The organism is Ruminococcus intestinalis (genome assembly GCF_014288065.1).
Classification (GTDB): Bacteria; Bacillota; Clostridia; order Oscillospirales; family Acutalibacteraceae; genus Ruminococcoides; species Ruminococcoides intestinale_A.
In genome coordinates this window covers 1-21,814 of sequence record NZ_JACOPS010000003.1, presented here as the reverse complement: position 1 = coordinate 21,814, position 21,814 = coordinate 1, and the positions used below count along the sequence as shown (strand labels likewise).

Genomic DNA, 21,814 nt, shown 5'->3' with positions numbered 1-21,814 from the left:
GCGCATATTGCTCGTTTTTACAAAAAAATAAATCCGCAGTATGCTTTTACAGTGTTTCCCTTGATTTAATTATATGTTTATAGTATAATATATTCTACACAAATATACAAGAGTTAATTTTAATTTTTATGTAAATTATTTTACAAATTATTAAAATTTGTTTATTTTTTCAAAAAAATTTAAGGTGAAATTTTATGGATAAAAGAGTAAAAAATACCACAAAGGCACTCAAGCAGACACTTTTTGATATGCTTGAGCAAATGCCTTTGAGCAAAATTACAGTAACCTCTCTCTGTAAGCAGGCGGGAGTGAACAGAGTTACCTTTTATCACCATTTCGCCGATGTTTACGATATGATTTCTCAAATAGAAATCAGCTATGTTGAAGAATTAAAGAATTACAATTTTAAATTTACGCAGAACGGCAAGGTGAATTTCCTTTGGATTGTGCGCTTTGTAAAGAAGTATTCGGATTTTTACAGAGTGGTTTTCAATAACAATATCCAGACTAAATTACTTGACGAAATGTATGCGGAGCTAAAAAAAGAGTATTGTGCGGCATTTGGCAAAAAGGATATTCCGCAGACCAAACTTGAGTATATGTTTACATTTCTCGAAAGCGGTGCGTCAAGTATTTTAAAAAAGTGGGTAAGAGGCGGAATGGCAGAGAGCGAAGAATATATCGCTGACCTTATAAGCGAAATATTTATCAGTATGCACAGTCATATATAATAGTTGCCCACAGCCGAAAATTATGTTAAAATATGTAGTCAAATGAAAGAAAAAATTACGGATGGTGTATATATGAAAAAAAGATTTCTTGACAGCGGAAAAATTGTAGGCACTCACGGCATAAAAGGCGAATTAAGAATTGACCCGTGGTGCGACAGTCCCGAATTTTTGTGCTGCTTTAAAAAACTTTATCTTGACGAGCAGGGCAGAGAGAGCATAAAAGTTAAGTCACGCCCTCACAAAAATATTGTGCTTTGCAAGGTTGACGGAATAGATACAATTGAGCAGGCGGATAAAATGAGAGGCAAGACAATTTATATCGACCGTGAGGAGATCGTCCTTGACGAGGGTGTAAACTTTGTTCAGGATTTGCTCGGTCTTGAGGTAAAAGACGCCGACAATGCAACTGTTTACGGCAAAATTACAGATGTTTTGCGCACAGGTGCTAATGATGTTTATGAGATAACAGATGACAACGGCAAAAAATATCTTGCACCCGTTATTGACGAGGTTATTACAGAAACCAATGTTGATGACGGATATGTTCTTATTCGCCCGATGAAAGGAATATTTGACGATGAGGATTGATATAATAACCTTATTCCCCGAGATGTTTACTCCTGTTTTGGGTGACAGTATAATCGGCAGAGCACAAAAAAGCGGTGCACTTGAAATACATTGTCATCAACTGCGTGACTATGCTTTTGACAAGCACAGACGAGTTGACGATACCCCGTACGGCGGCGGAATGGGAATGTTGATGAAAGCCGAGCCTATAGCGCTTTGCTTTGAGGATATATGCGATAAAATCGGCAAAAGACCGCATTTTGTCTATATGTCGCCGCAGGGAAAAACTCTTACGCAGCAAAGACTTAAGGAAATAGCTGAGATTGAGAATGTCTGCATATTGTGCGGTCATTACGAGGGTGTTGACCAGCGTTTGCTTGATGAATTTATAGACGAGGAAATTTCAATCGGCGACTATGTGCTTACAGGCGGCGAACTTCCTGCAATGGTATTTACGGACGCACTTTCAAGAATGGTGCCGGGTGTACTTTCAAATAATGAATGTTTTACCGAAGAAAGCCATTTTAACGGTTTGCTTGAGTATCCTCAATACACAAAACCGTCGGTATGGAGGGGCAAAGAAGTGCCCGAAGTGCTTTTGAGCGGTCATCATGCAAACATAGCAAAGTGGCAGAAAGAAAAAAGTCTTGAGGTAACCCGTGCAAAGCGCCCGGACTTGCTTGAAAAGATAAAAGAACAGCAATAAGAATTAACAATAATTTAGTGCTGCAAAATAATATTTAGCAATACTTAATATAATTTAATTTCAGTTTTAGTAAAGTTGCACAACAACAGACCGAAATTTTTGGTTGTAAGTGAGTATTAAACCAAAAATTAATTAACTTATTGACCTTTTTTTGAAAAAATACTATAATATTTATTAAAAGATTGCAAAATGCAGTCGGATTACAAAACGGGTTAAATTATATGGCAAGAGAGGGATTTTAAAATGTATGTTAAGGAAGTATTAGTACAGAACAAGGCAGGCTTACATGCTCGCCCAGCTACATTTTTCATTCAGAAGGCTAACGAATACAAGTCAACTGTATGGGTAGAAAAGGAAGAAAGACGAGTTAATGCAAAGAGCCTTCTCGGCGTATTGTCACTTGGTATTATCGGCGGTACAACCATCAAGGTTATTGCTGACGGTTCAGACGAAACAGAGGCTGTTGACGGTCTTGTTGCTCTCGTTGAGTCAGGTTTTGCTGAATAAGTTAAATAATTTATACTCTTTCAGAATTTAAGGGCGGTTTTCCGCCCTTTTTGTTTTGCCTTTTTAAAGGTTGACCAAACTTTTATAATTGCTTGTCGAAACAATTTGTTAAACCATAGTTTTAAATATTCCAAACATAAAAACAAATCCGATTTACATTATTTTCAAAAAGATTTTTAAAATCTATTGACAAACGGAAACGGTGGTGTTACAATAAACCTACTTTATCGGTAGGAATACTAAGTTTTAGGAAAATTCCCGCTTTTTAAAGTAATATTATTATATATCCGCACACAATGCGGAAATTTAAAATCAGAAGGGTGATAATATGAGCGAAAAGAATGTAAAAGATTTAGGCTTTCAGACAAGAGCCGTGCATACAGGCAACGGTGTTGACGGCGAAACAGGAGCAATTAAGAGGCCTATAACTATGGCAAACAGCTATGAATTGCCCTATGACCCAAGTGACCTTAACTGGAGCAGTGCAGGTAAAAACCTTTATACAAGAAACGGAGGCTCAAACCAGCAGTATCTTCAGGAAAAAGTTGCCTCTCTTGAGGGCGGCGAAGATTGCGTGGTACTTGCAAGCGGTGTTGCCGCTTTGTCGGGATTGTTCTTTGCTTTACTCAAAAGCGGTGACCATGTAATTTTTTCAAGCGTTACTTATATTGCGGTTTACAGACTTTTAAACGAGCTTTTAAACAATAAATTCGGTGTGGAAACAACAATTGTTGATACCTCCGACCCCGAAAATGTAAGAAAGGCAATCCGCCCGAACACAAAACTTATTCATATAGAAACTCCGGGCAACCCCACACTTACAATTTCGGACATCAAGGCGATTGCAGACATTGCGCACGAAAACAATGCGCTGTTATCTGTTGACAATACATTTGCTTCTCCGTACAACCAAAGACCTGTTGAGCTTGGCGCAGACTTTTCGATTGAAAGCCTTACAAAATATATCAACGGTCACGGTGACGCAATGGGCGGTGCTATTATCGGTAAAAAAGAATACCTCGACATCATCAGAGCACAGTCGCAGATTAACCTCGGTGCAACAATCAGCCCGTTCAATGCTTGGCTTATTATGCGTGGTGCGGTTACTTTACCGCTTAGAATGAAACAGCACAATGAAAATGCACTCAAAGTCGCTAAATATTTAAAGACTGTAAAGGGTGTAAGTTTTGTGGCTTATCCGGGACTTAAAGACCACCCGAACCACGATATTGCCAAAAAGCAGATGACAAACGGTTTCGGCGGTGTGCTTTCGTTCGGACTCAAGGCTGACCATGATACATATAACAGATTTGTAAGCCATTTGAATGTCATAACTTCGGCAGTTTCTCTCGGTCACGATGAAAGCCTTATCGTTTTCCTCGGAGAAAATGACGAAAGACAGTATCTTTATCCCGAAGAATTCCACAACGGCTTTTTCAGATTCAGCGTCGGCATTGAAGATGCAGAAGATATTATTGCAGACCTTGAACAGGCATTTAAGAAGGAAAATTTATTATGATAAGAAAAGCCACGGTGCTTGATTTGCCGGCTGTCAAAGAAATTTACAATTATGCGGTTTTAAACACTACCGCAACCTATGACATAAATCCCAAAGATGACAAATACTTTGTTGATATGTTAAATGAGCATACAGGCAAGTATTTGCTCTCTGTGTATGAGGAAAACGGCAATGTAATCGGTTATGTTGCACTTTCCCGCTACAGTAAAAGAGATGCATACGACATTACAGCAGAGCTTTCGGTATATGTAAAAAACGATTGTCAAAACAGGCACATCGGCACTCAACTTATTGAGTATGCACTTCAAGAGGCGCAAAAGAATAATCGGTTCTTGACTGTGGTTTCGCTTATCACAAGCGAGAACGAGCACAGCATTTATTTACATAAACAGTTCGGATTTGAATTTGGCGGAAGGATTAAAAACGCAGGATTCAAATTTGACAGGCTCTTGGGCGTAGATATTTATTACAAGAATTTCCAATGAGTTTTTAACGGATTGGCGCAGATGTATTGACTTTTATCAATTAATATGGTATTATCAGAACATATAAAACCTATTAGGTTTATAGGACTTCAAGAGAGGAGAGCAACCTTATGACAAAGCTTGTTTCATATGTAAAAAGCTCTATGTGTTGCTGTTGCATGTGCACAATGTGTATGTGTTTATTTCCCATGCTCTCCGACGAAAAGTTTTGACCAGATAAAGTTTTACTGACCGGAGTGCATATGTTCTTCGGTCTTTTTTAATGCTTTTTATTATTCTGTGCATAAAATGTTAAGAGATTAGGAAAAAGGTGAAAAAATGAATTGGGAATTTATTTTTAAATATCTTCCTTTGTACCAAGAGGCAGCTTTGCTCACTTTAAAAATCGGACTTATCGGAATCGCCGTTTCTATTATAATCGGTCTTTTCTGTTCATTGGTTCAGTATTACAAAGTGCCCGTGCTAAGGCAGATTGCAACGGTATATATTGAAATATCCCGTAACACTCCGCTGCTTATTCAGTTGTTTTTTATTTACTATGCGCTGCCAAAGGTTGGCGTGCAGGTAAGCTCTGAAATGGCAGGCTATATCGGTCTTGCTTTCCTGGGTGGAAGCTATATGTCGGAAACTTTCAGGAGCGGACTTGAATCTGTAGATAAAATTCAAACCGAAAGTGCTTTAAGTCTTGGTATGAAGCATCCGCAGATTATGAGATATGTAATACTGCCGCAGGCTTTTTCAACAAGTGTACCGCCGTTTGTGGCAAATGTAATATTCTTGCTTAAAGAAACAAGTGTATTCAGCGCAGTAAGCCTTATGGACCTTATGTTTGTTGCAAAGGACTTAATCGGTCTTTACTACAAAACAACAGAGTGTCTGTTTATGCTTGTTGTGTTCTATCTTATTATACTACTGCCTGTTTCAATACTTGGAAGTGTGCTGGAAAGGAAACTGAGATATGCCGGATTTGGGGATTGATGTTCTTTTTAAGGGAACAAACTTTATACGCCTTTTGGGCGGCTTGTGGACTGCACTTGAAATCAGTCTTATTTCAGTCGGTCTTAGCATACCGCTTGGCATTTTGCTTGGCATTGTAATGACTATACCAAACAAAGCAATAAAAGTTATAACAAAAATTTATCTTGAAATTATCAGAATAATGCCGCAGCTTGTGTTGCTTTTTATAGTGTTCTTCGGTGCAACAAGAACTATGGGAATTAACCTTTCGGGCGAGGTTGCCTCGGTAATAGTGTTTACGCTTTGGGGTACGGCAGAGATGGGCGACTTGGTGCGAGGCTCAATTATCAGTATTCCGAAACACCAGTCGGAAAGCAGTCTTGCGCTCGGACTCAGCAAAGCACAAACCTATTTATATATAATAATTCCGCAGACGGTACGCAGACTATTGCCGCTTTCAATCAACCTTGTTACAAGAATGATAAAGACTACAAGCCTTATCCTTATGATTGGTGTTGTAGAGGTTATAAAGGTTGCACAACAGATTATTGAGGCAAACCGTGCCACAAGCCCGAACGCAGCGTTCGGTGTGTACCTTGTAGTATTCATTATGTACTTTATAGTTTGCTTCTCAATAAGTATGGTTGCAAAACATCTTGAAAAGAAATGGAGTTGAGGAAATGTCGCAGGAACTGTTAAAAATAGAAAACCTTACAAAGCGTTACGATGATAACACCGTACTTCAAAGCATTAATATGACAGTCCGTCAGGGTGAAGTTGTGGTAATTATCGGCCCGAGCGGCTGTGGCAAGAGTACCTTTTTACGATGTATAAACGGTCTTGAACCTATACAGGAGGGCACAATTTCTTTTGAGGGCGAGTTAATCGACCGCAAAAGCAAAAATATAGCGGAAATTCGCCAGAAAATCGGTATGGTGTTTCAGAATTACGAGCTTTTTCCACACCTTACCGTTATGGATAATATCTTACTTGCCCCCACAAAAGTGCAGAAGAGAAATAAAGAGGAAGTAAAAAAAGAGGCGGAAGAGCTGCTCGAAAAAGTCGGATTAAGCGAAAAGAGCAACAGCTATCCACGACAGCTTTCGGGCGGTCAGAAACAGAGAGTTGCAATTGTAAGAGCCTTGTGTATGCACCCGGACATTTTGCTTTTTGATGAGGTTACAGCCGCACTTGACCCCGAAATGGTAAGGGAAGTGCTTGATGTAATGCTCGGACTTGCAAAGCAGGGAAGAACAATGCTTATTGTAACTCACGAAATGCAGTTTGCCCGTGCGGTTGCCGACAGAATAGTATTTTTTGACGGCGGTCACATTGTGGAAGAGGGTAAACCCGAAGAGTTCTTCACAAATCCAAAGACCGAGAGAGCTAAAAAATTCCTTGATATTTTTGAGTTTGACTCAATAAAATAAATTTTCTTTAAGAAAGAGGAGAGATTATTATGAAAAGAATTACAAAAATCATTTCTGCAATCCTTGCAGTGTTAGTTGTTACAGCGGTGTTTGCAGGCTGCTCAAGTTCAAACGACAATTCAACCGCTAACGGCTTTAGAACACTTGATGAAATCAAATCATCGGGTACAATCAATATCGGCGTATTTTCCGACAAAAACCCATTCGGTTATGTTGACGAAAACGGCGAGTATCAGGGCTACGATGTTTACTTTGCAAACCGACTTGGCGAGGACCTCGGCGTAAAAGTAAACTTTGTTTCAACTGAGGCTGCAAACAGAATCGAATACCTCCAGACAGGTAAGGTAGACCTCATTCTTGCAAACTTTACAGTTACAGACGAGAGAAAAGAAGAGGTTGACTTTGCACTTCCTTATATGAGCGTTTCACTCGGTGTTGTATCTCCGAAGAGCAACACAATAACAAGCCTTGACAATTGGAACGAAAGCGACAGTATGATTGTAATTTCAGGTACAACTGCCGAAACTTACCTCACAAAGAACTATCCGAACATCAAGCTTCAGAAGTATGACGCATATGCACAGGCAAAGACAGCTCTTGAAAACGGCAGCGGCGCAGCTTGGGCAAACGACAATACAGAGGTTATCGCATACGCAAACCAGAACAGTGACTTTGTTGTAGGTATTCCTGAACTCGGTTCGGCAGATACAATTGCTCCTGCCGTAACAAAGGGTAACGATACACTCCTTAACTGGATTAACGATGAAATTAAAGCACTTGGTAAAGAAAACTTCTTCCACAAAGATTACGAGGCAACACTCCTTGACACATACGGCAAGGAGTACGAGAATCAGCTTGTAATCGAGGGCGGCGAGCTTGCTTCTTCAACAAACGATACAGCTAAATAATTTAACTTAATATTCAATAAAACAACGGCAATCGGAATTTAATCCGGCTGCCGTTGTTTGCTTATAGCTTGGTGTTTATTTTTTTTATTGTAATTTTTGTTTTGGTATATGATATAAGCCATATAAAGAAATATATTGTAATAAAAACACTGTAATAAATCAAAATCGAAATTACATTGTGCGGCATCCAATACAGAAAGTAGGCAACAGGAAATGTAGCTGTTGAATAAATTAGTAAATGAGTAATTGTTTGCTTTATTAAACTCCACCTGTCTATTGCCCATATGACCGATGTACCGCTTAAAATTGCGCCGTATATCATGCTTATAATTGTTTGAGCTATTACTGCATTTAATTCTGTTCCAAACAATTCAATTGCCTGCGGAACAACAGGGTAAAATTCTCCGTTTCCGATTATAACGGATGTGATTATTGTTATAAAATAACATATAAAAAATCCGACTCCCGCTCCGATTAATCCACGAATTAATAACTGTTTTTTAATACTCATTTTATACACCCAATCTTTCTTTAATTTTTGATACATATCTTCTTGAAACATACGTGCTTTTTCCGTTTTTAAACAGAACATAAACAGTACCTGAAATTTTAAGATTAAATCTGCTGACTTTTTCTAAATTTATAATTTCTGATTTTGAAATCCTTACAAATTTATTATAGTCAAGACTGTTTTCAAGTTCGTATAAACGCTGTGTAACCGTAAATTTTCCTCGATCGGTTACCGCAAAAACTTTACCGTTATTTGCATAAATGTTAATAATGTCATTTTGGTTTATAATCGAAACATTATCTCCGCTTTTACCTGTAACAGTATTTTGTGTAGTACAGGAAAGCTTAGTTATGTATGATTTTATCTCTTCGGTTATTTGGTCGGTGTAAATGACGCATAACGGAGTTTTGTAATTGTTATCTATCTTTAATTCAACTTTCAAATTTTTACCTCCTCAACATATTATGCTATTAGTTTACAATAATAAAAAATAAAATCAACCGTTTTTTTATATGCGGTTGATTTTATCGTTTAAGCGGTAGTATTCAGTTGTTGAAATTCAGTTTTTAATTTTAAATGTATGTCTGAAAATAAATCTTGCTGTCGGCAGGCTTTACAACTTTAAACGCAAACTCTTTTACAAAACGGCTTGTTAAGAACTTACTACAACGATTATACAGGTACAAGTATTTGGCGGCTACAGTACAAGTTTTAATACGGTTAAAGGCATTATAGATGGTGCAAACACTTGATTTGCAAAATAACAATTTAAGAATTCACAAATTTACACCGCCTTGCAGAGTGATTAAGCTTTGCAGGGCGGTATTTATTTTAAAATGGTATTGATGATAATTTAATTGTATGATAAGATAAAAAAGGAGTTGATTTTTATGAGTGACACAATAAATGATTTTTTCGACAGTTTAGAAAAAGAAAATCTTTCCGGTAAAGAAATGAGAGAAAAAATAGATGAGTTTATAAAGCAAAATAATATTGACTATGAAGATTTGGCAGATGAAGAAGATTTATATTATTATTTAGATATGGCTTTTCAAGCCGAAACCGAACAAGAAGCAATAAAGTATGCTAAAAAGGCTTTGAAGATTGAGCCTGATAATATTGACGCACAGGTGATAATTGCAGAAAATTCAATATATGATCATATAAAGCTGCTTAACAAGTTTGAAAAGATAAAAAAGGCTGCCGAGCAGAAACTTGTTGAGCAACATTTATTAACAGAGGAAAATATAGGGGATTTTTGGCTGTTAACAGAAACCCGACCCTATATGAGATTGCTCTATAATCGTATGCGGCTGTTATTGGATTGCGGAAAAATCGGTATGGCAAAAAATGCTTGCTTGGAAATTTTGGATTTGAACAATGATGATAATTTAGGTGCAAGATTTATTTTAATGCATATTTACGCATATTTTGAAGATGAAAAATCAGCGGTTAAGTTGTTTGAAAGGTATGACTGCCAAAAATCGACGCAATTTTTATTGCCTTTGTCAACTTTATATTATAAGCTTGGAAAAACTCGCAAAGCCACAGCTTATATTAAAGAACTTGTCAATATAAATAAAGATACACACAATTTCTTTAATCGTTTGGTGATAGGCGAAGGTTTGTCAGACATTAAGTTTGGTATGTACGGTTATCGTGCAAATTCTATTGAAGAACTTGCAATTGATGTTACAGATAATAAGTTTCTTTTTGTAAATTGCGGTGTTTATTTTAAATGGGTATTAAAAACAATTAAGAGTATTGATTAATAAAAGCCTCGCCAAAATCATTTAACTTGGCGAGGTTCTTTTGTACCAAAGCGTGTAAAGCTGTTGCTGTCAAGTTTTGAATTTAATAACCCTATATAGTTGTCTGCAAGAATTTTAATATATTTTATTGCAGTACATTAAGCAAAGACCAAATTTTCTTTATGAAGTGTAATAATGTTATTATATTTGTTTAAATATGTGTTTTTATGTCTAACAACATTAAAATGATTTATTTTTCAAAAATTCCTTGACAAATTACACAAAGTTTGATATAATACATCTTGTCTTGAAAATTAAACAGATATAGGGGTATAGCTCAGTTGGTAGAGCAGCGGTCTCCAAAACCGCGTGCCGAGGGTTCAAGTCCTTCTGCCCCTGCCAAGCAAAAACGGCTTAAACACTGCGTTTAAGCCGTTTTTTTATATAAATAATCAGGCGGAGCGTGGTCTAAAATACCACTTTTGATCTTCAAATTATGTTTCAAACTTTTCAAACGGTCTCAAAAATTCCAACAAGTCCGTCTGTTACATCATCAAAATAGCATCAATTATCATCAACAATATTTTATTAAAGGCTTTGAAGAAAAATAAATTTTCCAAAGCCTTTTCTTTGTTTACAGCGTAGCAGTTTTTATTTTTTTAATTACTTCTCATCTAAAACAAATATTCCATCGTCAAATAGTTCAATGGTAAAAAAATAACCAGTAGATTTATCGGTAATAAGAAGTGCTGTACCGTTTAGCTTTTCAACATCATAAATTTCTTTATCACGGTAGTATTCCGCAAAATCATTAATATCATAAAATTCTTTATAATACACTTCCCCCTCAAACGGAGTAGCATTTGCAGGGTAGTCAGAATTTGAAAATTCTTCGAGCATATAAAATGGTATGTAAATGTATTCCCCAAATTCTTCTGCTCTACCGACATCTGCAAAAAGCGAGTAGTTGTAATCTCCGTTATTTGAAGAATTGTATTTGACATAAAAATTACCGTTTGTTGTTTCAAGTTTCATATAGCCGGTAGAAAGTGTGTGGTAAATGTTAATCGCTGTATTAACAGCGTCGGCACTCTCAAGCTCCTTTTGTAACTCTGAAAAGCTGAGGTGCGTTGTGAAATTTGAAAAGTTTCCTGTATCAGCATAATTATAAACATCAATCGGTATGGTAAGGCTTTTGCCGGTAATGAGATTTTTGGCATAAATTTTATTACTGCTATGCAATCCTCCGCAGGCTGAAAGCAGACTACTGCAAACTATAAAGCCAATCAACAAGAGCGTCTTCTTTGTTTTTTTCATTTTATTCAAACTCCTACATATTTAGCAACTTTCTTTTGATGATAAGTTCAATATAATTCATCATCAACATTGAAACGAGGGGCAAACTCAGCAACAGGAAACTATATAATCTGACCTTTGCCTCAACTGCCGATACTCCATAAAGCGTTACATAATGCATTTCGTACAGCATTTTTGAAACCGTGGATGTATCGCTGAAATCTACAATTCTGAATATAATAAAAATTGATAAAAGCAACACAACCGAGACGGAACCTATAATAATTGATATCACACTGATTGTTTTACTAACCTTTACACCTGCCTGTTTAAGTAAATGCTTGTAATACAACATCATAATCTCAAACAGAATAACAGGTACTACTACAAAAAATTCATACCAATAATCAATTCTTAAAGCTAAAAACAATGGCATAATCAGCAGGAAAATAACACTTATAGTTATTGCTGTAAATCCGCTATATGCTATGTCTTCCGACAAATATATGATAGTGTTCCCTTCATTTCTATAAACGATTTTATAGACTATTTCTGACAATAAGCAAATTCCACACCCCGAGAACATCATTATCTGTCCAAAGAGCCGAGTGGATTCATTATTTTCATCTATTAAATCACATCTGACCAGAAAGAATGAACCAAATACCACTAATACTAAACCAAGGATAATACCAATCTTATATGCATACAAAACTCTCTTGTTAATTTTATATGAAACTTCAGAGGTAGTGTTTTCTTTTGTGTTTGTGTAATTATCCTCTATTCCATATAGCTCGTTTATTGTTATTTTCAGTACTTTAGCAATATCAGGCATTAACAATGCATCCGGAACCTGATTTCCTATTTCCCAGCGTGATACAGTCTTGTCTGATACAGACAGCATATCGGCAAATTCCTTTTGTGTTAAGCCAAGCTTTTTGCGGTGTTGCTTTATTATTTCATTAATAGTCATATATCCATCTCCTAAAGTTTTATAAATAAATAATATCAAATCAGGAACAGAGAGGAAACATCGTGCTTGCTGAATTAATTCTCATTTTTTGAGAATTGGCTTTAGAATGCATATATATTACGCTAATATGCCTTTCTGTTAATACACAATAATTGACAGTTAACCTCGCCTATGATATGCTATATTATAACAATTTAGCATTATGTTTGCAAATTCAATTATATCAATTATTTTTGCACTATCTGCAATAGAGGATTTATGACAAAGTGCCGTTTCTGGGAAAACCGATATTTACCAATTGAATACAGTCTTGATAAAATTCAAAGCAACGAAGGATTTTTTTCTTTATGCCTTGTTAAAAAAGGCGTAGCAACTCTTGAAATTGACAACGAGAAGTGTTATCTTTCTGCCCCTGCAATAATTTGTGTTAATCCGGACAAAAAGATTACAATCTTAAAGTCAAATCATTTGCAAATAAAAACCATTCTATTTACTCCGGATTTCATTAACAGAAATCTCTCTGTAGAAAGTATTTTGTCTTATGATTATGAAATTAATTGCAAGCTTTTTGATTTTCCGAGTTTTGATTTGTTTTATCAGACAAACAACTTTTACAATTGTGTAATTCCTTTTGATGTAGAAGAACTTAGCAAAGTTGAATACCTTTTTGACAGCATTATAGAACAGCTTTCAGTACAGCCTGATAATATGTGGTCTTGTAGAGCAAGAATGTCTGTTATTAGAATTTTTGACTATGCTGCAAACCTCTACAAAGAAGCTTTTGAAATAAATCAGGAAAGCGATACATTAATTGACTGTATCCTTACTTTTATTGAATTTAATCTTGAAAAACAATTTACAATTGACGATTTATGTCGTTGGTATAATACCAACCGCACAACCCTTATGACTGAGTTCAAACATATAACAGGAAAAACAATTAATGAGTTTGTTATTGATAAGCGTATTAGTGTTAGCAAAAAGATACTTGAATTCACCAATATATCTATTGAGGAATTATCGGAGAAATGTGGTTTTTCAAGCCAGTCATACTTCACAAGAACATTTAAAAAGAAAACAGGTCTTTCTCCAACACAATATCGCATGCAAGCCATTGAAAAACGAATTGAAAAATTTCAAACTTAGTCCTATGTTTTTTCTATTCTTTGTTTACAGCATAGCAAAAATTTACATCGGATTTGAAGTGGAATTCAAGTCCGATGTTTTTGTTTTGATGTTAAGTTATAATTCAAACCCATCAGTTATTCTGTTCAGCTTTGTCAAATCTCTTTTCACATAATAAAGTTCCGTAATTTCAGATGTTGTATGTCCGAGCAAGTCGGCTACCTGTCTTTGTGTTAATGATTTTATTGAACCGTCAGGTTGCTTTATGCCGTTTACAAGGTTGGTGGCGAAGGTGTGTCGGAGTGAGTGCAAGCCTTTGGTTTCTATACCTGCGGCTTTAAGGATTCTGTAATAGCGTTTGCGGAAGTTGACAGGTCTGGTGAAGTTGCCGTTTTCATCGGGTATGAGCGGCGAGTCTTCTCCAAAGTAGAATTCTTTTCTCAGGTCAAGTATCATTTCTATTGCAGTATCGTTCAGCGGAACATCTCTCTTGCTTGTGGCACTTTTCAGCTTGCCGACCTTAACCTCTCGTCCTTTTTCTGCTGTTACTCCGTCACGCTTTGATATTTCCTTTACTCCTCTGTTAAGGTGCATTACACGATTTTCAATGTCAATGTCGCTGTTGAGAAGTCCGAGCACCTCGCCTGTTCTCAAACCGGTATTCAGCATAAGAATATATGCTGCGGCTTGCTGATATTTTCTCTTGCCGTTTGAGAATGTACTAAACGCTTCATCTTTAAATATTTTAATCTCTTCCGGCGTGAATATCGTTATGGTTTCGCTCGTCGGAAGATTTTCTTTGTCCTGCGCCGCCAGAAAGTTGCTCTTCTTAATCATGGGCGCACTTATCATAGGATTTCTGTCAATGTACTCTTGCTGGGTAAGATAGCGGAAATATTCATTCAGAACATTATGAACTTTCTTAACCGTAGTGTAGGCATAGCCCTCATTCATTTTGTCATTGAGCAATTTTTTAATGTCCGCCGACTTGATATCTCCGACTACCTTATCTCCGATATACGGATAGATTTGATTTTTCGCTGTACATTCGTATCTGTCATATGTAGTACGTTCAACGGAAGGAAATTTGAATACCTCAAGCCAGTTCTGCATACTGTCTTTCAGCCTTTTCTTTGTTTCCTGCGACTCAATTATTGAGTCATTAAACGCTGCAATATATTCCGTCATCTTCTTATTGACCTCAGCTTTAGTGGTACCCGAAAAGCTTTTCCTTTTCCGTTCGCCTTGCTCATCCATATACCAAACAACACCGCCCCAACGGTTATCCGTCCTCCTGAAAGCATTGCCGTTTGTAAGTAATTTCCTTGTTGACATAATATCAAGCCTCCTTTTCAAGTACAACAACATACCATAAATGAGTCTGAATATCCAGACCAAATTTTAAACTCTCAAAAATCTCCCGTGTCGGTTTAAATTTAAAATTTCGATTACTTTCCTGCTGATTGCAACAAAATCGCAACACGGGCGACACACGGCTTAACAGAGAGGTTACATTGACATTGTAAATCCCTGCTCCTCGTCATTTTCTATTTCATTCTGATTAACCGTTCTGTCGGTTTTAAGTCCGTGAGTAAGCTTTTTCTCTTCAAGTTTAGACTTGAGTTTACTGTCAACCTGACCGAATAATTTTGCTCGTTTACGCTTGCAACTGTTTGCAATCAATTTTGCGAGCGTAAGGACTATTCCTGAAACAGATTGCTCAACACTTGATTTATCAATTTCCATTGTCGGAGTTGCTTTGGATAATAAATTGACCGACTTCAAAATATAGTTCTTGATACTTCTGAATTTCTTGTTATTTTCAAGCGGTATATCAGGTTTTTCGTTATCGTAATACAGCGACAGTTTTTCTCTGTTGATTTCATTCCACCTTGAATAGAGCTTTGCAAGATTTTTATCATTTGCAAGTTCGGCTACAATACTATTAACGATTTCTTTGATTGATTTGGGAAGGTAACCATACATCAACCTGCCGTTGTAACTTTTGAGCTGTTCATCAAGTTTTCTGAACAGTTCAACCATTTTATCGGAAACATAAACATCTGAATCAATATTTGAAATTAAATCATCAATTACATTCTTTGCCTCATTTTTAAGCTCGTCACGGATTTCTGCCTGTATTTCGAACAGCTTGTACTGCTCATTTCTGAATATATCATTACCGAATGAACTACGCATACTCTCAATGCCATTGTTAGTAAGATAGCCTTGTCTTGATTTAGAATATACAAGCAGATGTATGTGGGGATGATGTGTTGTGTTATGAAATGCTCCGTACCATTGCAAGTCGCTTGGCTCTATTTTATGAGCCTTGGCAATTTCTAAAACATTTCTCCTCACAAGACTTTTCCACGCATTTGCATTGTTGTAGCCAAGTCTTTCAGCATCTTCTCTTTTAAGACTTATCACATGAGTCCACACAATTCCATTGTGATTTGAAACTTCTTCAGCTACCTCATCAAGATTTATCTTGTCATCAGTTTGAGAAAACAATCCATGTTTCCCTAACTTCTCAACACCCGGTCTTTCGGCATAATATGAAACTAACTTTTTAACACCGTCTATTCTGTCAGCATTGCGTTCAAGAAATTCGTTGAGAAACTCCGTTGCATTAACCTTAGTTTTATTTTCAAGATAAGACTTCATCTCGGGATAATCCCAAGCTTCAGGAACGGTTTTAAGTGCAGTACATATTAAATCATTTTGTTTCTTGGTAGCAGGAGAGTTATCGATACCGTTTGGCAGCTTTTCAACTCCCTCGCGAGTACCCATATATTTTATCAGCTTGCCTGCGTTTGACGATGCAGGATTTTTTATATATCTGCTTGTAAAAATAATCTTAGGCATTTTTAGCTCCGCTGAAATTCGTAAGCTTCCTCAAAGGTAATTATGCCGTTGTTTCTTGCAACTTCTTCTGCACAGAGATTATTGAGTGCTGACAATGAATGATTATCAATCTCGTTGGTAGCTGCAACAACATTACTTAGCTTTGCCTGTTCCACAGCCATCTTGAACAGCATTTCAGAAACATTCTTTTCTACACTTTCGATTTCACTTTTAATAGTCTGAGCAAGGATTGGCGAGAGATAATCAATACATTTCTTCTGATGAAGATAACCAATGTAAAACTGAACAGCCTGACAAACAAAGTCACTCTTTGAAGTTGCATTTGCTGTATCAAGCATTTCTGTAATCTCTTCAACCATTGATGGTTTCATCCAATAGGCATATTTCCTTTTATTTTCGCTCATTTCTGATAGACCCCTCAAATTCTGATTTTTGACATACTGCAAAACCGCATAACAGTCGGCTCTGCCGTCTGATGTGACTCCGTGGGGAGACGCCCCACTTTAACCTGCTTATAATTATTTCCTCGAAATCATGCGTTTCTTCGCAGTTGCTCACTGTGAAAATAGTCAATAGCCTCTCTAATAGGTCGGATAGTATAGAGCAGAGTACCGTTATGTTTTCGTCCGTTTTTTGTTATTACTTCCGTTTTCTCTGTGGAGATAAAATGCTTATCTTCAAGACTTTGAACATATTTTCTAACCATTAAGGAAAAGAAAATAACCATTTCCGAATTTGAGAAATGGTCACGGTTTGCGTCGAGTTTGAGAGATAGGGCGATTTCAGGAGAGGTTGAATTTGAGCAGTATTATGCAGATATACGGAAATAGTCTATCTTTGTTAACAGCGATGAAAATTTTGGAAAATAATTATACATAAATTGAGAAACTCATCTTTATAATATATTATCCGAATGTTTTACTCATTATTTTTATCAAGGGACTTAATCTGTAATAATTTATAATATAGCGATTTGTTATTGAAAACTATTATTTTCATTTCATTAATCACACGCGTAATAATTTGATAAAACATACCGGGCAAGCTAAAGTTACAATTTCTATACTGTAATTTATTGCTATCGTCATAGCAAAATTATCATCCATAACAAATACTACTTTTTAGCTCTTGCCCAATAATAGTTTCTAACCTGTACCATCATCGGCTGTAATGGACTACATCACATAATCAGAAGTAATTTTCTGTATTCTCTTAACTTACAGATATTATGTTGCAGAAAATTCTGCAACTATGACGTTTTAGCTCTCTTTAAAACTGTTTTCAAAACCGTCGAGAATCGGTTCTAAAAAATATGACAGAACAGTTCTTGTATCGGTTATTATTTCAATGCTACCGGTCATTCCCGAGATTAATCTTATGCTTTCGCTATCGTTTTCTATCTCCGCAGTTACTTCATAAACACTCCCAATGCCTTCAATTACACTTGCATCGGGGCTGATGTAAATGAGTCTACCATTTACTGTTCCATATTCTGAATAAGGATATGCATCCAGTTTTATATTTACCTTGTCATTCAGTTTAATCTGTGCAATATCTTTATTATTTACATAGCATTCTATTTGCATGGGCACATCGCTTGGTACTATTGTTGCTACATTTTCACTTGTATATACCATGTCTCCTTCAAGGTTTACTTCTATACTGCTGATATAACCGTCAATCGGAGAGGTTATAAGACATTCAGTTTCAGGTTTTTCTATGTCATTTTCCTGTGAATCAAGTTCAATCAAAGTATCGCCTTGTTTTACAAACTGACCCTTTTCAACTAAAACATTTTTTACAGTACCTGAGAATTGGGATTTTATATTAACTGTTCCTCCCTGAGGAATTACACTTCCCTGAGCAGTTACAACCACGTCGAGCTTTGAAAATCCTGCCCAGATGATTACAGAAACTAAAGTCAAAAACACAACAAATATAATTATTTTTCCGGCCTTGTGTGCAGGCTTTTCAATAATTTCCAGAATGTCAGGCATAAAGTCATATTTTAAATCCCGATTCTTTTTTTTGCTATGTCTTAAGATATATCCGGAAATATTGTCAGACATACATTATTCCCCCCATCTGCTGTTTATGAAATAAATATGAATACAAGCCTTTGTTTTTCAGAAGATTTTCATGTGTATCGTATTCAACCAGAGTGCCATTATCAATAACCATAATTTTTTCTGCTGATTTCAACGTTGAAAGTCTATGTGCAATGATTATTACCGTTCTCCCTTTACAGATATTTTTCAGATTTTTCTGAATAATACTTTCTGACTCATAATCGAGAGCCGAAGTTGCTTCATCGAATATTAAAATCCTTGGATTGGCAAGAATCGCCCTTGCTATAGCAATTCGTTGTTTTTGTCCTCCGGATAATCCGATACCCTTATCGCCGATGATCGTATCATATCCATTGGGCAATTGTGTTATAAACTCATGCGCACCGACGGTTTTTGCTGCCTGTATAATTTGTTCAGCCGATGCAGATGGCATATGAATAGAAATATTCTCGCTTACTGTACCCGAAAACATATAATTCTCCTGTAGTACGACGCCTATCTGAGTTCTTAACCACAGAGGGTTAACCATAGAAATATCTATATCATCAATTGTAATTTTTCCGCTTTCAGGTATGTATAAACGCTGAATAAGCTTTGAAATAGTGCTTTTTCCCGAACCGCTTCGTCCTACTACACCAATAATACTTCCCTGCTTTATTTCAAAAGAAACATCTTTTATTACTTCAGGATTGTCAATTTTATATCTGAATCTTACTTTGTCAAATTTAATATTGCCCTTGATTTTCGGGAGATTTGAAAGATTAGTGGAATTAACCGCTTCAGTAGGTGAATTAAAAATATCCCCGATACGTTTTACTGAAAGCGAAGCCTGCTGATATTCCTGCCAAAGCTGTACAAGCCTTAATACGGGGCCTGTAACTCTGCCGGACAACATTCTAAATGCTACCAATGCACCGACCGTTAGCGTACCGTCCATAACAAAAACAGCACCAAAAGTCAGAATCATTAATTCAAAAATTTTTTGGATGAACTGTGCGATGCTGTTTGAATTAGCAGACACCATTGAGGTTTTGTAGCTTGCTTTGACGTAGTCAGCCTGAATATCGCCCCATTTTTTCTCAAAGCTTTCCTCCAGAGAAAAGGATTTAACAGTTTGAACACCGTTTATTGATTCTACAAGAAAAGACTGTGATTCTGCACCTGCATTAAACTTTTCATCGAGACGTTTTTTAAATACAGGGGTGATTATGGCAGAAAGCACTGCAAAAACAGGGATAGAGCCAACTACAATAACGCTCAGTGTAGTATTATAGAGGAAAAGAATTGCTATATAAACAATTATGAACATAAAATCTATTGCAGTTGAAAGTGGAGTGCCTGTAAGAAAATTTCTTATTCCGTCCAGTTCACGCACTCTCGCAACAGTTTCACCGACACGTCTTGATTCAAAATACTTGAGCGGAAGTGCAAATAAATGCTTAAACAGCCGATAATTCAGAATTACATCAATGCGGTTTGTTGTATGAGTGAATACATAATTTTTAGCGATTCCAAGAACAAGCTCATAAATATAAACAACCGCAATACCTATTGTTATTGTAGCAAGAGTAGACATGCTGTTGTTTACAAGCACTTTATCTATAACCGCCTGAGTCATAATCGGCGTGAGGATTCCCAGAAGCTGAATTGTAAAAGCAGCGATAAAAACCTGAATAAACTGCTTTTTAAATTTAAGAATTGTAGGAATAAACCACTTGAAACCGAATTTTACATCTGAATCAATGATTTCTTTTTTCTTAAGCAAAATTGCTACTCCTGTCCATAGCTTTGAAAATTCATCGATGTCGACGGTTTCGGGACTTCGTTTATCGGGATATAGAATCATTACTTTGTCCTCGAGAATTTTTGCGACTATAAAGTATTCACCGTTGTTATTTTTGACTATAACCGGTCTGTTTATCTCTCTTAAATCCTTAATGCTAACCTTACGAAACTTTGCAGATAGTTTAAATGATTTTGCTGTGCTCATAATGTCAAAATCACCGAATTTTGACGTATGTAAATCCGAAATATGCTCAATTTCCTGCTGCGTAATTTTAATATTATTAAATCGCATCAAGATAATAAGACTTGCAAGTCCGCTGTCTAACTGAGAATTCAAAAATTTTTCTCCTTTCTGTTGTTAATTCGAATACAGAAAACAGAACGGACAGGTTAGAAATTGCGATATCTCTTCTCCGTTCCGTTTTAAACCATCAGTTTCCCTTTATCCAAATTTGGTTAAGCACGCTTTGTACAGCTGAAGAATCCTGTGTTATAGCCTCAGCCCACGAAATATTGTTCTCGCTTGTGAAGGCAGACATATTTTCAATGAGAAGTTGAACCTGATTGTTAGTCAGAGCGTAACCGTCATTGCCGATAATGGATTCAATCTGATTATTTTCACCTGCAAACCAATTTTTAACAGTAAATTTATCATCCGTCTGATATAATTGTATATCAAGGTCATCCCCGTTTTGTGAGAACATAAGATTGAGGATATCGGCATTTATTTCTAAAACATCTTCTCCCTCTGAATCTGAGATACTTACTTGACCGTCACCTGATGAAAACGTATAGCTGTTGTCAAGTTCAGGAAACTTAAAAGCAAGCGATTCTTTGTTAATGGTCGCAACAGTGCCGTCAGAAAAGGAATATCTGAAGTTGGAATAATTATCATTATTAAAATAATATTGGATGATAACCTTATCGTCAGTGCCTTTGATGCAAATCTCAAGGTTATTACCGTTTTTAACGAAGGCAATATCCTCAGGACTGATGCCTTCGCCGAATTTAACCGTATCAAGACCGTTATAATCATTGATTACATCAGTGCCGTAGCCTTTGTTGAAAATGTAAGTATCATCACCGTAGCCGCCGTAAAGATAATCATTACCTTCACCGCCGTCAAGAATATCATTTCCGCCAGAGCCGGAAATTGTATCGTTGCCGCCGTAACCGTACAATTCGGAATTGTTGTATATTACATTAAGACTGTCATTGCCGTCTGTACCCTTTACTACCCTGAGCATGGCGGTAATATCTTCCTTAACCCATGTAGTGCCGTCAGAAAAGGAATATCTGAAGTTGGAATAATTATCATTATTAAAATAATATTGGATGATAACCTTATCGTCAGTGCCTTTGATGCAAATCTCAAGGTTATTACCGTTTTTAACGAAGGCAATATCCTCAGGACTGATGCCTTCGCCGAATTTAACCGTATCAAGACCGTTATAATCATTGATTACATCAGTGCCGTAGCCTTTGTTGAAAATGTAAGTATCATCACCGTAGCCGCCGTAAAGATAATCATTACCTTCACCGCCGTCAAGAATATCATTTCCGCCAGAGCCGGAAATTGTATCGTTGCCGCCGTAACCGTACAATTCGGAATTGTTGTATATTGCA

22 protein-coding genes and 1 tRNA gene are annotated in these 21,814 nt (G+C 36.5%); 13 read left to right on the top strand and 10 right to left on the bottom strand.

Annotated features, from left to right (window positions below; all coding sequences use genetic code 11):
* Positions 1-194: 194 nt before the first annotated feature.
* From H8R91_RS06890 to H8R91_RS06845, 10 genes are all read left to right on the top strand, one after another.
* Positions 195-731 carry a TetR/AcrR family transcriptional regulator gene (locus H8R91_RS06890; protein ID WP_186935406.1) on the top strand — a complete coding sequence of 179 codons (537 nt, stop codon included), beginning with the start codon at positions 195-197 and terminating at the stop codon, positions 729-731.
* A 72-nt stretch (positions 732-803) separates the two neighbouring features.
* On the top strand, positions 804-1,319 hold the full coding sequence (rimM, locus tag H8R91_RS06885; protein WP_022234865.1) for a ribosome maturation factor RimM: 516 nt from the start codon (positions 804-806) through the stop codon (positions 1,317-1,319).
* Positions 1,309-2,004: a tRNA (guanosine(37)-N1)-methyltransferase TrmD gene (trmD, locus tag H8R91_RS06880; protein WP_022234866.1), complete on the top strand. Its 696-nt coding sequence runs from the start codon at positions 1,309-1,311 to the stop codon at positions 2,002-2,004. Before rimM ends, trmD begins: the two co-directional genes overlap by 11 nt.
* 243 nt (positions 2,005-2,247) lie before the next feature.
* Positions 2,248-2,511, top strand: a complete 264-nt coding sequence (locus H8R91_RS06875; protein ID WP_022234867.1) for an HPr family phosphocarrier protein — start codon at positions 2,248-2,250, stop codon at positions 2,509-2,511.
* A gap of 328 nt (positions 2,512-2,839) precedes the next feature.
* Positions 2,840-4,030, top strand: coding sequence for a trans-sulfuration enzyme family protein (locus H8R91_RS06870; RefSeq protein ID WP_186935405.1), 1,191 nt, complete (start codon positions 2,840-2,842; stop codon positions 4,028-4,030).
* The gene (locus H8R91_RS06865) at positions 4,027-4,515 is read left to right on the top strand and encodes a GNAT family N-acetyltransferase (RefSeq protein WP_022234869.1); all 489 of its coding nucleotides are present in this window, start codon (positions 4,027-4,029) and stop codon (positions 4,513-4,515) included. Before H8R91_RS06870 ends, H8R91_RS06865 begins: the two co-directional genes overlap by 4 nt.
* 318 nt (positions 4,516-4,833) lie before the next feature.
* Positions 4,834-5,493: an amino acid ABC transporter permease gene (locus H8R91_RS06860; RefSeq protein WP_186935404.1), complete on the top strand. Its 660-nt coding sequence runs from the start codon at positions 4,834-4,836 to the stop codon at positions 5,491-5,493.
* Positions 5,474-6,148: an amino acid ABC transporter permease gene (locus H8R91_RS06855; RefSeq protein WP_022234871.1), complete on the top strand. Its 675-nt coding sequence runs from the start codon at positions 5,474-5,476 to the stop codon at positions 6,146-6,148. The genes H8R91_RS06860 and H8R91_RS06855 overlap by 20 nt, the downstream gene beginning before the upstream one ends.
* A 4-nt stretch (positions 6,149-6,152) precedes the next feature.
* The gene (locus H8R91_RS06850) at positions 6,153-6,902 is read left to right on the top strand and encodes an amino acid ABC transporter ATP-binding protein (protein ID WP_022234872.1); all 750 of its coding nucleotides are present in this window, start codon (positions 6,153-6,155) and stop codon (positions 6,900-6,902) included.
* 29 nt (positions 6,903-6,931) lie between these two features.
* The gene (locus H8R91_RS06845; protein ID WP_186935403.1) at positions 6,932-7,810 is read left to right on the top strand and encodes a transporter substrate-binding domain-containing protein; all 879 of its coding nucleotides are present in this window, start codon (positions 6,932-6,934) and stop codon (positions 7,808-7,810) included.
* Positions 7,811-7,871: 61 nt separating this feature from the next.
* Here the strand turns inward: H8R91_RS06845 and H8R91_RS06840 are convergent, their stop codons facing one another.
* Both H8R91_RS06840 and H8R91_RS06835 read right to left on the bottom strand, forming a co-directional pair.
* Entirely contained in the window at positions 7,872-8,321 is a 450-nt protein-coding gene (locus H8R91_RS06840) for a DUF3021 domain-containing protein (protein WP_207722743.1), read from the bottom strand.
* A gap of 1 nt (position 8,322) precedes the next feature.
* Complete coding sequence (locus H8R91_RS06835) at positions 8,323-8,763, bottom strand: LytTR family DNA-binding domain-containing protein (RefSeq protein WP_186935402.1); 441 nt, start codon at positions 8,761-8,763, stop codon at positions 8,323-8,325.
* Positions 8,764-9,178: 415 nt separating this feature from the next.
* Here H8R91_RS06835 and H8R91_RS06830 point away from each other — a divergent pair, with 415 nt between their 5' ends.
* The gene (locus tag H8R91_RS06830) at positions 9,179-10,093 is read left to right on the top strand and encodes a tetratricopeptide repeat protein (protein ID WP_186935401.1); all 915 of its coding nucleotides are present in this window, start codon (positions 9,179-9,181) and stop codon (positions 10,091-10,093) included.
* 305 nt (positions 10,094-10,398) lie between these two features.
* Positions 10,399-10,474: transfer RNA gene (locus H8R91_RS06825), tRNA-Trp, on the top strand.
* Between the two features lie 261 nt (positions 10,475-10,735).
* Here the strand turns inward: H8R91_RS06825 and H8R91_RS06820 are convergent.
* Positions 10,736-11,389 (bottom strand): hypothetical protein, encoded by a 654-nt coding sequence (locus H8R91_RS06820; RefSeq protein WP_186935400.1) that lies wholly within the window; start codon positions 11,387-11,389, stop codon positions 10,736-10,738.
* A gap of 13 nt (positions 11,390-11,402) precedes the next feature.
* On the bottom strand, positions 11,403-12,341 hold the full coding sequence (locus H8R91_RS06815; protein WP_186935399.1) for a helix-turn-helix transcriptional regulator: 939 nt from the start codon (positions 12,339-12,341) through the stop codon (positions 11,403-11,405).
* A 258-nt stretch (positions 12,342-12,599) separates the two neighbouring features.
* On the opposite strand from H8R91_RS06815, the gene H8R91_RS06810 reads away from it, so the two are divergent.
* On the top strand, positions 12,600-13,487 hold the full coding sequence (locus H8R91_RS06810; RefSeq protein ID WP_186935398.1) for a helix-turn-helix domain-containing protein: 888 nt from the start codon (positions 12,600-12,602) through the stop codon (positions 13,485-13,487).
* A gap of 96 nt (positions 13,488-13,583) precedes the next feature.
* Here the strand turns inward: H8R91_RS06810 and H8R91_RS06805 are convergent, their stop codons facing one another.
* The 6 genes from H8R91_RS06805 to H8R91_RS06780 form a co-directional block, all read right to left on the bottom strand.
* Entirely contained in the window at positions 13,584-14,801 is a 1,218-nt protein-coding gene (locus H8R91_RS06805) for a tyrosine-type recombinase/integrase (protein ID WP_186935397.1), read from the bottom strand.
* 174 nt (positions 14,802-14,975) lie between these two features.
* Positions 14,976-16,334 carry a MobP3 family relaxase gene (gene mobP3, locus H8R91_RS06800; RefSeq protein ID WP_186935396.1) on the bottom strand — a complete coding sequence of 453 codons (1,359 nt, stop codon included), beginning with the start codon at positions 16,332-16,334 and terminating at the stop codon, positions 14,976-14,978.
* Positions 16,335-16,336: 2 nt separating this feature from the next.
* Complete coding sequence (locus H8R91_RS06795) at positions 16,337-16,738, bottom strand: hypothetical protein (protein ID WP_186935395.1); 402 nt, start codon at positions 16,736-16,738, stop codon at positions 16,337-16,339.
* 855 nt (positions 16,739-17,593) lie between these two features.
* On the bottom strand, positions 17,594-18,403 hold the full coding sequence (locus H8R91_RS06790; protein WP_186935394.1) for a beta-barrel domain-containing protein: 810 nt from the start codon (positions 18,401-18,403) through the stop codon (positions 17,594-17,596).
* On the bottom strand, positions 18,396-20,525 hold the full coding sequence (locus H8R91_RS06785) for a peptidase domain-containing ABC transporter (RefSeq protein ID WP_186935393.1): 2,130 nt from the start codon (positions 20,523-20,525) through the stop codon (positions 18,396-18,398). Before H8R91_RS06785 ends, H8R91_RS06790 begins: the two co-directional genes overlap by 8 nt.
* A 94-nt stretch (positions 20,526-20,619) precedes the next feature.
* Positions 20,620-21,814 (bottom strand): calcium-binding protein (locus H8R91_RS06780; RefSeq protein WP_279287577.1); only part of this gene is annotated, 1,195 nt, incomplete at its 5' end.

What these genes read in the sequence shown, in the direction of transcription:
- rimM (WP_022234865.1), top strand. Translation starts at nt 804, where the DNA reads ATGAAAAAAAGATTTCTTGACAGCGGAAAAATTGTAGGCACTCACGGC.
- H8R91_RS06790 (WP_186935394.1), bottom strand. Translation starts at nt 18,403, where the DNA reads ATGTCTGACAATATTTCCGGATATATCTTAAGACATAGCAAAAAAAAG.
- H8R91_RS06805 (WP_186935397.1), bottom strand. Translation starts at nt 14,801, where the DNA reads ATGTCAACAAGGAAATTACTTACAAACGGCAATGCTTTCAGGAGGACG.
- mobP3 (WP_186935396.1), bottom strand. Translation starts at nt 16,334, where the DNA reads ATGCCTAAGATTATTTTTACAAGCAGATATATAAAAAATCCTGCATCG.
- H8R91_RS06845 (WP_186935403.1), top strand. Translation starts at nt 6,932, where the DNA reads ATGAAAAGAATTACAAAAATCATTTCTGCAATCCTTGCAGTGTTAGTT.
- H8R91_RS06810 (WP_186935398.1), top strand. Translation starts at nt 12,600, where the DNA reads ATGACAAAGTGCCGTTTCTGGGAAAACCGATATTTACCAATTGAATAC.
- H8R91_RS06850 (WP_022234872.1), top strand. Translation starts at nt 6,153, where the DNA reads ATGTCGCAGGAACTGTTAAAAATAGAAAACCTTACAAAGCGTTACGAT.
- trmD (WP_022234866.1), top strand. Translation starts at nt 1,309, where the DNA reads ATGAGGATTGATATAATAACCTTATTCCCCGAGATGTTTACTCCTGTT.
- H8R91_RS06875 (WP_022234867.1), top strand. Translation starts at nt 2,248, where the DNA reads ATGTATGTTAAGGAAGTATTAGTACAGAACAAGGCAGGCTTACATGCT.
- H8R91_RS06840 (WP_207722743.1), bottom strand. Translation starts at nt 8,321, where the DNA reads ATGAGTATTAAAAAACAGTTATTAATTCGTGGATTAATCGGAGCGGGA.
- H8R91_RS06795 (WP_186935395.1), bottom strand. Translation starts at nt 16,738, where the DNA reads ATGAGCGAAAATAAAAGGAAATATGCCTATTGGATGAAACCATCAATG.
- H8R91_RS06820 (WP_186935400.1), bottom strand. Translation starts at nt 11,389, where the DNA reads ATGAAAAAAACAAAGAAGACGCTCTTGTTGATTGGCTTTATAGTTTGC.
- H8R91_RS06855 (WP_022234871.1), top strand. Translation starts at nt 5,474, where the DNA reads ATGCCGGATTTGGGGATTGATGTTCTTTTTAAGGGAACAAACTTTATA.
- H8R91_RS06815 (WP_186935399.1), bottom strand. Translation starts at nt 12,341, where the DNA reads ATGACTATTAATGAAATAATAAAGCAACACCGCAAAAAGCTTGGCTTA.
- H8R91_RS06865 (WP_022234869.1), top strand. Translation starts at nt 4,027, where the DNA reads ATGATAAGAAAAGCCACGGTGCTTGATTTGCCGGCTGTCAAAGAAATT.
- H8R91_RS06870 (WP_186935405.1), top strand. Translation starts at nt 2,840, where the DNA reads ATGAGCGAAAAGAATGTAAAAGATTTAGGCTTTCAGACAAGAGCCGTG.
- H8R91_RS06860 (WP_186935404.1), top strand. Translation starts at nt 4,834, where the DNA reads ATGAATTGGGAATTTATTTTTAAATATCTTCCTTTGTACCAAGAGGCA.
- H8R91_RS06890 (WP_186935406.1), top strand. Translation starts at nt 195, where the DNA reads ATGGATAAAAGAGTAAAAAATACCACAAAGGCACTCAAGCAGACACTT.